Origin of the sequence: Aeromonas sp. 2692-1 (genome assembly GCF_013085505.1) — a bacterium.
GTDB lineage: Bacteria > Pseudomonadota > Gammaproteobacteria > Enterobacterales > Aeromonadaceae > Aeromonas > Aeromonas hydrophila.
Window position 1 is genome coordinate 1,512,244 of sequence record NZ_CP038513.1, and the last position, 11,888, is coordinate 1,524,131.

12 protein-coding genes are annotated in these 11,888 nt (G+C 65.1%); 5 read left to right on the plus strand and 7 right to left on the minus strand.

Going from position 1 to position 11,888, the window contains the following annotated elements; genetic code table 11:
- The first annotated feature begins 66 nt into the window (after positions 1-66).
- Positions 67-567 (plus strand): thiol peroxidase, encoded by a 501-nt coding sequence (gene tpx, locus E5E97_RS07360; RefSeq protein ID WP_011704596.1) that lies wholly within the window; start codon positions 67-69, stop codon positions 565-567.
- Between the two features lie 62 nt (positions 568-629).
- Here the strand turns inward: tpx and E5E97_RS07365 are convergent, their stop codons facing one another.
- A complete protein-coding gene (locus E5E97_RS07365; RefSeq protein ID WP_011704597.1) occupies positions 630-1,448 on the minus strand; it encodes a transporter substrate-binding domain-containing protein in 819 nt (272 codons plus the stop codon).
- A 168-nt stretch (positions 1,449-1,616) separates the two neighbouring features.
- On the opposite strand from E5E97_RS07365, the gene E5E97_RS07370 reads away from it, so the two are divergent.
- Both E5E97_RS07370 and E5E97_RS07375 read left to right on the plus strand, forming a co-directional pair.
- Positions 1,617-2,837 carry a DEAD/DEAH box helicase gene (locus E5E97_RS07370; protein ID WP_011704598.1) on the plus strand — a complete coding sequence of 407 codons (1,221 nt, stop codon included), beginning with the start codon at positions 1,617-1,619 and terminating at the stop codon, positions 2,835-2,837.
- Between the two features lie 95 nt (positions 2,838-2,932).
- On the plus strand, positions 2,933-4,426 hold the full coding sequence (locus E5E97_RS07375) for an alkaline phosphatase D family protein (RefSeq protein WP_171280062.1): 1,494 nt from the start codon (positions 2,933-2,935) through the stop codon (positions 4,424-4,426).
- A 73-nt stretch (positions 4,427-4,499) separates the two neighbouring features.
- Here E5E97_RS07375 and E5E97_RS07380 read toward each other — a convergent pair whose 3' ends face one another.
- The 6 genes from E5E97_RS07380 to E5E97_RS07405 all read right to left on the minus strand — a co-directional run bounded on the left by E5E97_RS07380 (position 4,500) and on the right by E5E97_RS07405 (position 10,334).
- The gene (locus E5E97_RS07380; RefSeq protein WP_011704600.1) at positions 4,500-5,288 is read right to left on the minus strand and encodes a hypothetical protein; all 789 of its coding nucleotides are present in this window, start codon (positions 5,286-5,288) and stop codon (positions 4,500-4,502) included.
- Positions 5,285-6,601 carry a sphingomyelin phosphodiesterase gene (locus E5E97_RS07385; RefSeq protein WP_171280063.1) on the minus strand — a complete coding sequence of 439 codons (1,317 nt, stop codon included), beginning with the start codon at positions 6,599-6,601 and terminating at the stop codon, positions 5,285-5,287. Before E5E97_RS07385 ends, E5E97_RS07380 begins: the two co-directional genes overlap by 4 nt.
- A gap of 208 nt (positions 6,602-6,809) precedes the next feature.
- Complete coding sequence (locus E5E97_RS07390) at positions 6,810-8,369, minus strand: PAS domain-containing methyl-accepting chemotaxis protein (RefSeq protein ID WP_041218181.1); 1,560 nt, start codon at positions 8,367-8,369, stop codon at positions 6,810-6,812.
- 241 nt (positions 8,370-8,610) lie between these two features.
- On the minus strand, positions 8,611-9,441 hold the full coding sequence (locus tag E5E97_RS07395; protein ID WP_171280064.1) for a CPBP family intramembrane glutamic endopeptidase: 831 nt from the start codon (positions 9,439-9,441) through the stop codon (positions 8,611-8,613).
- A 163-nt stretch (positions 9,442-9,604) separates the two neighbouring features.
- Entirely contained in the window at positions 9,605-9,895 is a 291-nt protein-coding gene (locus E5E97_RS07400; RefSeq protein WP_011704604.1) for a hypothetical protein, read from the minus strand.
- Between the two features lie 64 nt (positions 9,896-9,959).
- Complete coding sequence (locus E5E97_RS07405; RefSeq protein ID WP_011704605.1) at positions 9,960-10,334, minus strand: YacL family protein; 375 nt, start codon at positions 10,332-10,334, stop codon at positions 9,960-9,962.
- A 182-nt stretch (positions 10,335-10,516) separates the two neighbouring features.
- On the opposite strand from E5E97_RS07405, the gene E5E97_RS07410 reads away from it, so the two are divergent.
- Positions 10,517-10,669 carry a hypothetical protein gene (locus E5E97_RS07410; protein ID WP_169853739.1) on the plus strand — a complete coding sequence of 51 codons (153 nt, stop codon included), beginning with the start codon at positions 10,517-10,519 and terminating at the stop codon, positions 10,667-10,669.
- On the plus strand, positions 10,656-11,771 hold the full coding sequence (locus tag E5E97_RS07415; protein ID WP_171280065.1) for a sugar diacid recognition domain-containing protein: 1,116 nt from the start codon (positions 10,656-10,658) through the stop codon (positions 11,769-11,771). Before E5E97_RS07410 ends, E5E97_RS07415 begins: the two co-directional genes overlap by 14 nt.
- Positions 11,772-11,888: the final 117 nt, after the last annotated feature.

Sequence of the window (11,888 nt, forward strand, 5' to 3'; positions counted from 1 at the left end):
GTTTGTCCCCGCCCGGCGGGCCTATACTGGAGGGCCTGATCCTCCCTCGATAATCAAGGACATAACATGAGCAATTCCGTTACCCTGCAAGGCAACCCCGTCTCCGTCGCCGGTCACTTCCCGGTTGCCGGCGAGCAGGCCAAGCCGTTCTCCCTGGTGGCCAAGGATCTCTCCGATCTGACCCTGGTGAGCTTCGCCGGCCAGCGCAAGATCCTGAACATCTTCCCGAGCGTCGATACCCCGACCTGCGCCACTTCCGTGCGCAAGTTCAACGAGCAGGCCAGCGCGCTGAACAACGCCGTGGTGCTGTGCATCTCCGCCGACCTGCCGTTCGCCCAGTCCCGCTTCTGCGGCGCCGAAGGGCTGGACAAGGTAGTGACCCTCTCCACCCTGCGTGGTGCCGCCTTCCTGCAAGACTACGGCGTGGCCTTCTCCTCCGGCCCGCTGGTGGGTCTGGCTGCCCGTGCCATCGTGGTGTTGGATGAAGAGAACAAGGTGCTGCACAGCGAGCTGGTGGCCGAAGTCGCCGACGAGCCGAACTACGCCACCGCCCTGGCCGTACTGTAAACAGGCAGACTGACAACAATCCCGCCGGGGCATGGCCCCGGCGGGATTTTTTTATGGAACAGTCAGGGGGCTTTGGTCGCGTCTTTGGCGGGTAGTGGCTCCGGGTGGGGTTGCCACTCGACATAGGGGCGGTGCAGCCTTGAGTAGATCTCTGCCAGCTTGCCGGAGGCGGCGAGCCTCTCGATCGCCTCGCCGAGGAAGCGATCCACCTCGTCGCCGGTAGGCCCCTTGGCGATGATGAAGACATCCTCGAAATCCCCCAGGTGTTCCCGGTGAATGTTGGTCAGTTTGAGCTGGCGCAGCATCAGGTCGGCCTCCTCCTGGGCCCAGATGAAGGCGTCGATGCGCCCGCGCGAGAGCTTGCGCAGGGACTGCTCTATGCTCATCGACCGTTGCAGCGGAATGGGCAGAAAGCCGGGGGTCGCCTCGATCAGCAGATCCCGTTTGGTGGGTACTATGCCGTAGGCCATGTCGGGGGTGATGAGGTGGTCGGTATTGCTGTAGAGCACGTGGGTGACCTTGCCGAAGCTGCGAGTGCTGAAGCGATAGGGCAGCAGGTCGGCATCCTGCAGATTGCGGATGGCGGGCAGGCTGAAATCGGCGGTGCCGGCGATCACCCCGGCCATGGCCCGGGCGAGGGGGTAGATGGTGATCCGGATGCTCACCTCGGGGTAGAGATCATCGATGGCGCGCACCAGATCGACGAAGGGGCCGGTCTTGTCGGCGTTGATGAGCCCCGGCAGCTCGCCGAGGTGGGCGTTGAGGATGCGTACCGGCTTGGCGGCGGGGGCGGCCGCCGTGTCGGCGCGGGAGAGGCTGAGGCTGGTTAGCCCCGTCAGGCACAGCAGCAACAACAGCAGCAGAGAGGGATGTCTGGTCATGGTCTGGTCACGTCCCCGGGGGAGGTTCCTGAAGTGTAGTCAGGCCCGCTTTGCGCATGGCGGGCCGGGAGTGGGCCCGTGGCCGCGATGGATGGGATTTTACTTATGGTCGGCCGCTCACTAGACTTCGCCCCCACCTCCCTATTCTGTCGATAGCTGCGTAGCCCCATGACTTTTGATGAACTTGCCCTCGCCCCCGCCCTGCTGGCGACCCTGCCCGCCGACCTCAAGTGCCCGACCCGGGTGCAGCAACTGGCCATTCCCGCCGCGCTGGCGGGTCGGGATCTGCTGGCGCTGGCCCGCACCGGCAGCGGCAAGACCCTGGCGTTCGGGCTGCCGCTGCTGCAGCGCCTCGATCCGGCCAGCGATCGGGTGCAGGGGCTGGTGCTGGTACCGACCCGCGAGCTGGCGGTGCAGGTGAGCGAGGCGCTGCAGGGGCCGGCCGCCGGGCTGGGTCTGCGACTGGTGACCCTGTGCGGCGGGGTGGCGCAGGCGCTGCAACAGGCCGAACTGGCGCTGGGGCCGCAACTGCTGGTGGCGACCCCGGGGCGACTGCGGGACCTGCTGGCCCAGCAACTGCTGGGACTGAGCCAGCTGCGCCATCTGGTGCTGGACGAGGCGGACCGGCTGCTGGAGATGGGCTTCTGGCCCGACATCCAGTGGCTGCTGAATGCCATGCCGGTCGAGCGTCAGACCCTGCTGTTCTCGGCCACCTTGCCGGCCGAGCTGGATGCGCTGGCGACCGGTCTGCTGACCGAGCCGGTGCGGGTGGAGGCGGATCCTCGCAACAGCGTGGCCGACGACATCGAGGAGCGCCTCTATCTGGTCAACAAGAGCAGCAAGGTGCCGGCGCTCATCAGCCTGCTCAAGGCCCACGAGTGGCCGCAGGTGCTGGTCTTCATCAGCGCACGGGACGACGCAGACGGGGTGGCCCGCAAGCTGGCCAAGGCGGGCATCACGGTGGCGGCCCTGCACGGCGAGAAGGAACAGGCGGTGCGCGAGCAGGCGCTCGGTGACTTCAAGGCGGGCAAGGTGCGAGTGCTGGTGGCCACCGATCTGATGGCGCGCGGCATTCACGTGGAGGCGCTGCCGCTGGTGATCAACCTGGATCTGCCCGCCAGCGCCCCCGTCTACGTGCACCGCATCGGCCGTACCGCCCGGGCCGGACGCAGCGGGCTCGCCATCTCGCTCACCTGCCATGGCGAAGCCGACACCCTGGCGGCGATCCGCACCCTCACCGGCCGCGAGCTGCCGCTGGCCGAGCTCGCCGGTTTCCCGGTCACCGATCAGCCAGCCAGCGGGGAGGGCAAGCGCGCCCCCCGTGACAAGCAGGCCAATCGTCGCACCCAGGCCAAACGCAGCGTCAAACAGTTCAAGAGCAAGGGCTAGGGCAAGCCTGACCCAAGATGGACTGCCCGCTTGGGCAGTACCAAAGGACGCCCGTTTCACTATGCTCCATGGGTTCAACCACGGAGGGATAGGCAATGGCGAGTCTGGTGATGGGGCCCCTGCTGGGGCTCGAAGCGGAGACGCAATACAGCATCTGTTTTTTGGCGGGGCCTGACTGCAAGGGCGCCGGGGTCAGGATCAACGGCAGCCTGCTGGCCGCCGGCAAGCAGGCGGATACCCCCAGGGGCGGCTTCTGGCGGGTCAGCTGGACGGCGACTCCGGCCGAGGCGGGTTCGAGTGTGGAGTACCAGATCCTGCTGGACGGGGAGCCCGCCCGGGATCTGGCCGGTGAGGATCGCTGGCAGTTTCATCTGCCTGGGTCGGCGGAGCGGGTACGCATCGGGTACGCCTCCTGCAATGGTTTTTCCGACTTCAAGCTGCTCACCTCTACCCCGCAGCCCTATGTGATGTGGGACAAGCTGGCCGCCGAGCACGCCACGCACCCCTTCTCGCTGCTGCTGATGGGGGGCGATCAGGTCTATGCCGACTCCCTCTGGACCACGGTGCCCAGCCTCAAGGCCTGGAACGAGCTGGACATGGCGGAGAAGGTCAAACGCAAGGCCACTCGCACCATGGAGGAGCAGCTCGATCGCTTCTACTGCGATCTCTACTGCAAGCAGTGGGGGCGGCCCGAGGTGGCGCGCCTGCTGGCCCGGATCCCGAGCGCCATGATGTGGGATGACCACGACATCTTCGACGGCTGGGGCAGCTATCCCGAGTCGCCAGACAATCTGCAGGGCTGCGATGTCTACCGGGTCATCTATGCCGCCGCGTCCCGCTATTTCCGGCTGTTCCAGCTGCGCTCCGTTGCCAACGTCTCCCTGCTGGATCCGGTCAAGCTGGGCCACCACTCCTGGCGGCTGAGTTTTCGGGGCTACCAGATCCTGGCGCTGGACAACCGGGCCAATCGGACCCGCGCCCAGGTGATGAGCCCGTCCCAGTGGGATCAGATCAACGACGCGCTGGCCGCCTGCGACGCGGGCCATCTGCTGGTGCTGGCGGGGGTGCCCGTGGTCTATCGCGACTTCTCCTTCACCGAGGCGGCGCTGGATGCCACCCCCTGGGAGGAGGAGCTGACCGACGATCTCAAGGATCACTGGCGGGCCAAGGATCATCAGGGGGAGCGGGCCCGGCTCATCATGCGGCTGCTGGACAATGCCAGGATCCGGCGCCAGAAGGATGCTGGCTGCAAGACCCTGATCCTCTCCGGCGACGTGCACGTGGGCTGCCTCGGGGTGATCCAGGACAAGCGGGACGGGGTGCTCAACGTGCACCAGCTGGTCTCCTCCGGTATCGTCCACCCCTGTCCCACCCAGTTCCAGTGGATGGGGATCCTCGCCATGACCAACGACGATGCCGAATACCTCGACGAGAACCGGCTGATCCGCGCCGAGCTTATCAAGCCGTTCGGCGCCCCCGTCTACCTGCGTACCCGCAATTTCGCCACCCTGCTGATGGGCACCGACAACAAGCTGTGGGCCAACTGGCATTGCGAGAACGGGCTGGCGGCCAGCTACCCGCTGGCCTGATGGCGGGAAAATGCGAAGGGCCCTGACGGGCCCTTTTTCTTGTGGAGATCAGATGCCCCTAGTCGTTGCCCGCTCAGGGCTGCTCCGGCGTCTGGGCGAAGAAGTCACGCCGAAACTGGCCGAGTACCGCCTCCCTGTGCTGCTGCCAGCTTGCCTCGTCCATGTTGCCCCGGCTGGCCGCCAACTGCTGCTCCAGCTCGGTCAGCTGCTGCTGGTAGTGGCTGCGCTGCGCCAGCTGCTGCTGTCGGCTGGCGGCAAACTGCACGGTCGCTTCGGCCTGTGCGGCCGGCAGGAAATGGCGGGCCAGGGTCGCCAGCTCCTCGTCCCCCCACAGCTGGCGCGCCTGCTGCAAGCGGGCTGCCGGGTTGAACAGCTCAGCCGCCAGATCCGGATGATCCGCTGCCCACTCATCCTGCAAGCGGGTGAGGGCGGCCAGTCGCTCGGCCAGCGGCAGTTGCTCGTGCTCCTGCGCCAACTGCTCGAGTGCCAGGGCGTAGCGCCCCTGTAGCCGAAACAGGCTCTCCCCCTCGCTCAGCCATTGGGCCTCTATCGCCTCCAGATTGGCGAGCCGCTCGGCCAGCGGCTGCTCGCTGTCGCTCACCTCGCTGGCGAGCTGCCGGTTCATCTCGTCCGGCAGCTCGCGCCAGCTGGCAGGCGCAGGTGCTGGGCCGGCTGGCACGGCGGTGGCGGCAACCGGGCCGCTAGCGGGGGCCAGTGGTGGCTGTGTCTGTGGCGCCTCTGCGGTGGCTGGCTGAGCGAGCTGGCCGGTGTGTGCCGGCGGCGTTGGCGCCTCCTGCCAGCTCAGGTTGAGCAGCAACAAGGCCAGCACCGCCAGTGCCAGCAAGCCGTAGCGGCGCTTCATCGGCTGATCTCTCCCTTGACCGGGAAGTGATCGGAGAGGTTGCTGGCGGGCCAGAGGCTGCCATCGCTGCTGCGCGGGATCCAGACGCTGTTGAGGTTGTGGCGCACGGCGCCGTATTCCCGGCTCACCACCAGATAGTCCAGGTACTCCACGTTGGCGCCACCGGAGAGCGGGCCACCGGCATAGGGGTTGATCCTGGGATCGAAGGTGGCCTCGGTGTAGCCGCCATAACCCGGCTCGTCGGCGTTGAGGTTGGCCAGCATGCCGGCGTAGTCGTCGGCAAACTTGCGCTTGTTGACGTTGAAGTCGCCGCCGTAGATGACGGTGTCGCTGGCGGGGATCTTCAGGCTGGCGGCCAGGGTGCGGATCTGGCCGAACTGGATCTGGCGCAGCCGGCGCGCCTCGTCGGTGTCGAAGCTGGCGGTGTGGGTGGCGAACAGGTGCCAGGCCTTGCCCCCCTTGATCACCTCCGCATACATCACCCCCTTGTCGGCGAAGCAGTCGGTGCCGGTGCACTGGGGATAGACCAGCTGGGCCTCCCGCACGATTGGGTAGCGGCTGACGATCACCACGCCGCCGTCGTGGATGTTGACCCCCGGCTTGTCGAGCACCCTGGTCTGGTACGGGTACTCCTTGGCCAGTGCCTGCAGGAAGCCCTCGCGCCGGCCATCGAACACCTCCTGCAACAGCAGGGCGTCATAGCCCTTGAGGTACTCGGGCAGCAGCGCCAGCCGCTCGCCGATGCTGGAGGCGATCACCGGCAGCGCCCAGACGTTGTAGCTGGCGACTTTCAACCTAGCTTCGTCAGCTTCGGGCTGCTCCACCTGCCTGGGCGGAGTCAGCATGTAGTGCAGATCGTCGTAGCGGCCGGTGAACTTGGCGGCAAAGGCCAGCTCCTGCGGCCCGCTCAGGCGATGGATGGCGCGATCGCTCTGCCAGCCGGAGTTGTCTGCCGGCGTCTCGCCGCCGTGTTGCAGAGTGCTGTTCCACCAGGTGCCCTCCATCTTCTGGTTGAGGCGATAGGTGTCACCGCCGGGAGTGGTGACCCGGGTTTCGAACAGATAGCTCTTGCCCGCCTTCACCCCCTCGTAGCGATTGAAGCTGAGCACCATGGCGCTCTCCCAGGGGCCCAGCTCGGTTCTGTGCTGAAGCCACTGGCTGCCGGCCTGCAGCTGGCCGGAGCCGCTCTGGCGGATCTCCAGCTGGACTGGATCCGGGCTGTTGTTGGTGAGATAGACATCGGTGTCGGCCAGCGCCTGCAGCGGAAACTGGCTGGCCAGCAGCAGGGCGGCATAACTGAGGGGTTTGTGCATCATGAAGTCCTTTTGGTGGAGGCACGCTGGAAAGTGACTGTTATGGCGGGCACAGAGGTCATTTCATTTACATTTTTGTTACAAATAAATGAAAGGCCCCATATGGGGAGGTGTTAACCCATGGGGTTGGCAACGGCCACAGGGACGGGGTGAGGTCAGACGAACGAGGTGAAGCGGGCGTGCCGGGCGGCACGCCCCTGCAAGGCGGTCAGTGCTGGAACTGGTTGATCAGGCGGGAGAGGGCATGCAGCCGCTCCACCAGCAGGGTGATGCCGTCGAGGGCCTGGCGGCTGTTGTCGGCGGTGTGGCTGGCCAGCTGGTGGATCTGGTGGATGCCCTTGTCCAGGGTGCTGGTGACATCTGCCTGCTGGCTGACGGCCTGGGCAATCTCGTCGCTGGTATGGGTGACCCGGGCCAGCATGCGGTTGATCTGGTTGAGCACCTCGGCGGTGGTCCCCACGTGCTGCTGGCAGCGGTCCGAGGTCTGGGCGCCCTGGCTCATGCCGTCGGCCAGCTGACGGGTCGTCTGCTGCAGCGCCTGGATCATCTCGTTGATCTCGCCGGTGGAGCTTCGGGTCTTCTGGGCCAGCGCCCGGATCTCGTCGGCCACCACCGCAAAACCGCGCCCCTGCTCGCCGGCCCGCGCCGCCTCGATGGCCGCGTTGAGGGAGAGCAGGTTGGTCTGATCGGCGATCTGGCTGATCACCTCCAGGATCCCGCTGATCTTCTGGCTGTCGCCGGTCAGCCGGGCCAGCACGGCGTGGTTGGCGTCGAGCTCGTGATGGAGCTGATCGACCGAGGACTGGGTGGTGGCCAGCGCCCGCAACCCCTCGGCGGAGACCTGCTGCACCTCGCCCACCAGTTCGCTGGCCTGATGGGCGTTGCTCGCCACGTCGCGAATGGAGTGGCTGAGCTCGGTGATGGCGGCGGCCAGCTGCTCGCTCTGGGCCCGCTGTTGTTGCAGGTGGATATCGATGGTCTGGATATTGCCTCTGTCATCCTCGGCGGCCTGCAGGATCTGCTGGTTGGTGTCGGCGCTGCGCCCCACCACCGCCTTGAGCTCGGCCCGCTTCATGCGAAGCGCCAGCTCCAGGGCTGCCAGGGTGTCCCGCCGCCTGGTGTAGAGCACCTGGCAAAGCGGGGTGCCCATCTCCTCGCCAGCTGTATGAGCCAGCCGGTTGAGCCGCTGCTGCAGGCGCCAGCCGTGCAGCATCTGGGCCAGCAGGGCCAGTGCGCCTGGCGCCCCCCATAACGGATTGCCGCTGATGATGGCCGCCAGCAGGGTGAGCAGGGCGCCGCCCGACAGCAGCAAGGTGAGCAGACCGGGTTCGAGGGCGAGCCGGCTCAGCCAGGGTAGCGCCTTGCCGGCCCGGATGCGGGCGTAGAGCTGCTCCGCCCAGGCGATGTCGTGTTCGCTGGGGCGGGTGCGCACCGACTGGTACTCGATGATCTGTCGCTGTTCGTTGAGGATGGGGGTGACATAGGCGTTGACCCAGTAGAACTTGCCGCTCTTGGCGCGGTTTTTCACCAGCCCCATCCAGCTTTTGCCCTGGCGCAGTCGCTGCCACATGTCGGCAAAGGCGGCCTTGGGCATGTCGGGGTGGCGTACCAGATTGTGGGGCACCCCCTCCATTTCGGCGGGGTGATAACCGGCCACGTCACAGAAGTGCTGGTTGGCGTAGGTGATGTGGCTGGCGGGGTCGGTCGTCGAGATCAGTGACAGGTGGTCGGGGAAACGTATCTCCCCCTCCCGTTGGGTTGTGGTCATGAGTGCATCCTGATTGAGCCAAGTAACTGATAGATTTGTTTTTATTTTTTGTGATTGTTACCGGCCCATTCTAGGGGGCAGCAAGCGCGCTATCTTGGCTTGGGTCAATTAATCGCCACTCTCGCTTAGCTAAATAGTGCAAATGAAAGGTGCATCTGTGCAGGCGGATGGCAAAGGGAGGATTGGCGTACACCAAGGGGGGGAGCGGAGGTTGCAGGCGCCCCGCAGGGGGCGCCCGGGATCAGCGGCTGGCCAGCGGGTAGGTAAAGAGGGCCAGGTGGGCGAAGTTGAACAGAAAGTGGATCGCGATGGCGACGCCGAGGCGCCCGCTCAGCAGGAACGCCAGGCCATAGCAGGCGCCTGCCAGCGCGGCGAACAGCACCAGCAGCGGGCCGCCGGCCAGGTGGGCGGCGCCGAACAGCAGGCTGGCCACCAGCACCCCAAGCCAGCGCCGGCGGTGTGCGGCGATCCCCTGCTGCAGGAAGCCGCGAAACAGCGCCTCTTCCGCCACGCAGGTGAACAGCAGGTTGTTGAGGGCAAACAGCCACCACCAGCCGGGTAGGCCCACCTCGGGCTTGAGGGCTCCCAGCTGCCAGGCGACGATCAGCAGGGCCGCCAGCGGCACCAGCAGCAGTGCCAATCTGCGCCACTGAATGGCGCCGCCCGGGCCCAGCAGGGCGGGCCAGGCCAGCAGCAGGCCGAAGAAGACCAGCGGCTTGTCCAGGTTGAGATACATGTTGAACGGCACGCTGGCGGGGCCGGCCTGCACCTGATCCAGCACCTTCAGGTTGGTGAAACCGGGGATGAGGTGCAGCATCAGCGCCACCGCCCACAGCAGCACAGCGCCCAGGGCGACGGCGCGCCAGGGCTGGGGCAGGGAGGGGGTGCGCCAGGCCAGCAGCAGGCCCGCCGTGCTGGCCAGCAGGGCGATGGGGCTCAGGTGGCCGAGGCCGAGAGCCGCCAGCAGGGCGACGGCCAGCATGATGAAGCCGGGCAGCCGTTGCCGGGTCAGACAGAGCAAGACGGCCAGCGCCAGTGCTCCCCAGATGAGTGAATCAGGTAGAGGTAACATTGAGTCTCCAAGGCCGATGAAAGTCCCGCACCTTAACAATGGGACATCCCATGAGACAAGGCTTAATAAGCTGGTCGGATCCCGTGTTCGAGTGGCTGCCAGGGCGCGCGGCCATAAAAAAACCGGAGCTGGGCTCCGGTTTTGGCAAGGGTGACAAGGCGTCTCAGCGGCCGGATTCGGCGATCACCCGGGCAATGATGTCGGCACGCTTGCTGGCTTCCAGCTCGCCCAGGGCGATGAGGCCGGCCTTGAAGATGACGTTCTTCGGCAGGCTGACGTCGTCCAGGGTGGCGATGGCTTCGACGTGCATACCGTTCAGACGGCTGGCATCGCGCGGGCTCAGGTTGACCTGGGTGTTCAGCACCTGCTTGCCTTTCTTCTTGGCAGGGGCGGCTTTTTTCGGTTGTTCCTGCTCGTCTTCCGGCAGCTCGTCATCAAAATCGTAAATAGACATAGTCAATCCTGTTGGTTAGGCAATGGGGCATGGTTGCCCGATGTCGTTTTTTCAGAGGGGTCGATCAGCCCATATCCTCGTTGCGGATAAAGGCGCGCCAGGAGCCGAGCACCTGGGCAAAATCTTCCAGCCCGCACATGGCCAGCTGTTCATCATCGTAGTAGGCGAGATCGTCGAGATCCTCATCCTGCTCGATATTGAGGACGTTGGCTTTCACCTCGGCTTCCTCGTGGGTCAGCAGCAGGGAGTAGTCGCCGCCCAGCAGCCGGTATTCGACGCGAGTCCGGCTGGAGAGCTGATCGATGATGGCGAACAGCTCGTCGAGTTTCTCCTCGTCCTTGCCCACTTCGTCGATCAGCCACTGGCCGATGGCCTCATGGCCCATGGAGAACCGGGCGCGATAACCGCCGAACGGATCGCGGCGAAATTCATAATCCATAGTTCAGTCCATAGCGGAAGGGTGAGTCGTCATGGGCAGGGCAAATCCTGCTCCATGGCGGGGCGCATATAGCGTAAAGTGGCCTATTCTAGCGAGCCCCCCCTCGCTTGTCTTGAAGATGTGGCATCTTTGCCCCGCTACCGGCGCTTTGTGGCCGGTCCGGCCCCCGCTTTGGAGATGTGATGCAGCTAAACGATACCCTCGCACGCCAGATAGTCAGTTGGGCGATGAAGATCCTCTCTTTTTCGGCCAACGTGATGGACGAACCACAGCGGCTCATCATCGCCTCAGGCTATTCCCGTTTCGTTCAGCGGAGTACCTATGCAGCTCAATGACACGCTTGCACGGCAGATTGTCAGCCGGGCGATGAAGATCCTGTCGTTCTCGGTCAACGTGATGGACGAGCACGGCCTGATCATCGCGTCCGGCAACCCGGAGCGGCTCCATCAGCGTCACGAGGGGGCGGTGCTGGCATTGACCGAAAACCGGGTGGTGGAGATCAGCGACGCCACCGCCCGTGAGCTCAAGGGGGTGCGCCCCGGCATCAACCTGCCCATCGCCTATCAGGGGGAGCTGCTCGGGGTCATCGGCATCTCGGGCGATCCGGACGAAGTGCGTGCTTACGCCGAACTGGTGCGCATGACCGCTGAGCTCATTCTGGAGCAGGCGGCGCTCACCGAGCAGCTGCAGTGGGACAAGCGCCACAAGGAGGAGCTGGTACTGCAGCTGATCCGTGGTGAAGGGCGGGACGATCAGTTGCAGCAGGCGGCCCGTTTCCTCGGGCTGGATCTGGCCCAGCCGCGGGTGGTGGCGGTGCTGGCACTGGAGGAGGCCGACCCGGCCAGGCTGCGGGAGCTGGTGCATCTGCTGGAAAACCCGGAGCGGAACAACCTGGTGGCCATCAATGGTCTGGACGAGATAGTGGTGCTCAAGCCGGCCCAGCTCAGCGACGGCATCTGGCAGTCGGCGCAGGAACGCAGCCGCATCAAGCAGCTGCTGGCCCGCATTCCCCACTTTCGGGTGCGCATCGGGGTGGGTGATTACTTCGCCGGCACCGGCGGGCTGGCGCGTTCCTACCAGACGGCGCGGGACACCTTGCGCCGTGGCATGCGGCAGGCGCCGCGCAAACAGGTCTATTTCTTCGAGGATTATCGGCTGCCGGTGCTGCTCGGCAGTCTGGCGGACTCCTGGCAGGCGGATCAGCTGCGGGCACCGCTGCACAAGCTGGCACAGGAGGACACAAAGGGAACGCTGCAGAAGACGCTGCGCCAATATTTCTTGCAGGATTGTGATCTGCATCCCTGCGCCGAAGCCCTGTTCATCCACCCCAATACCCTGCGCTATCGGCTGACCCGGATTGAGCAGATAACCGGGTTGAATTTCAACAAGTTAGATGACAAGTTCCTGCTCTATCTCGGGCTCAACCTCGACAGCTGATTTGTTCATTCATACAGAAAGTTGCGTTTTACAAAGCTGATATTTGGTTTTTTGACCAAAGCATTCCGATCCCGGATCACCATAATGGCCACCACTCACTCATTTGAAAGGTGCCCG

Excerpts from the sequence above, each read along its gene's own strand:
- E5E97_RS07400 (WP_011704604.1), bottom strand. The coding sequence starts at position 9,895 with ATGTCTATTTACGATTTTGATGACGAGCTGCCGGAAGACGAGCAGGAA.
- E5E97_RS07375 (WP_171280062.1), top strand. The coding sequence starts at position 2,933 with ATGGCGAGTCTGGTGATGGGGCCCCTGCTGGGGCTCGAAGCGGAGACG.
- E5E97_RS07390 (WP_041218181.1), bottom strand. The coding sequence starts at position 8,369 with ATGACCACAACCCAACGGGAGGGGGAGATACGTTTCCCCGACCACCTG.
- E5E97_RS07385 (WP_171280063.1), bottom strand. The coding sequence starts at position 6,601 with ATGCACAAACCCCTCAGTTATGCCGCCCTGCTGCTGGCCAGCCAGTTT.
- E5E97_RS07415 (WP_171280065.1), top strand. The coding sequence starts at position 10,656 with ATGCAGCTCAATGACACGCTTGCACGGCAGATTGTCAGCCGGGCGATG.
- E5E97_RS07405 (WP_011704605.1), bottom strand. The coding sequence starts at position 10,334 with ATGGATTATGAATTTCGCCGCGATCCGTTCGGCGGTTATCGCGCCCGG.
- E5E97_RS07365 (WP_011704597.1), bottom strand. The coding sequence starts at position 1,448 with ATGACCAGACATCCCTCTCTGCTGCTGTTGTTGCTGCTGTGCCTGACG.
- tpx (WP_011704596.1), top strand. The coding sequence starts at position 67 with ATGAGCAATTCCGTTACCCTGCAAGGCAACCCCGTCTCCGTCGCCGGT.
- E5E97_RS07410 (WP_169853739.1), top strand. The coding sequence starts at position 10,517 with ATGCAGCTAAACGATACCCTCGCACGCCAGATAGTCAGTTGGGCGATG.
- E5E97_RS07370 (WP_011704598.1), top strand. The coding sequence starts at position 1,617 with ATGACTTTTGATGAACTTGCCCTCGCCCCCGCCCTGCTGGCGACCCTG.
- E5E97_RS07395 (WP_171280064.1), bottom strand. The coding sequence starts at position 9,441 with ATGTTACCTCTACCTGATTCACTCATCTGGGGAGCACTGGCGCTGGCC.
- E5E97_RS07380 (WP_011704600.1), bottom strand. The coding sequence starts at position 5,288 with ATGAAGCGCCGCTACGGCTTGCTGGCACTGGCGGTGCTGGCCTTGTTG.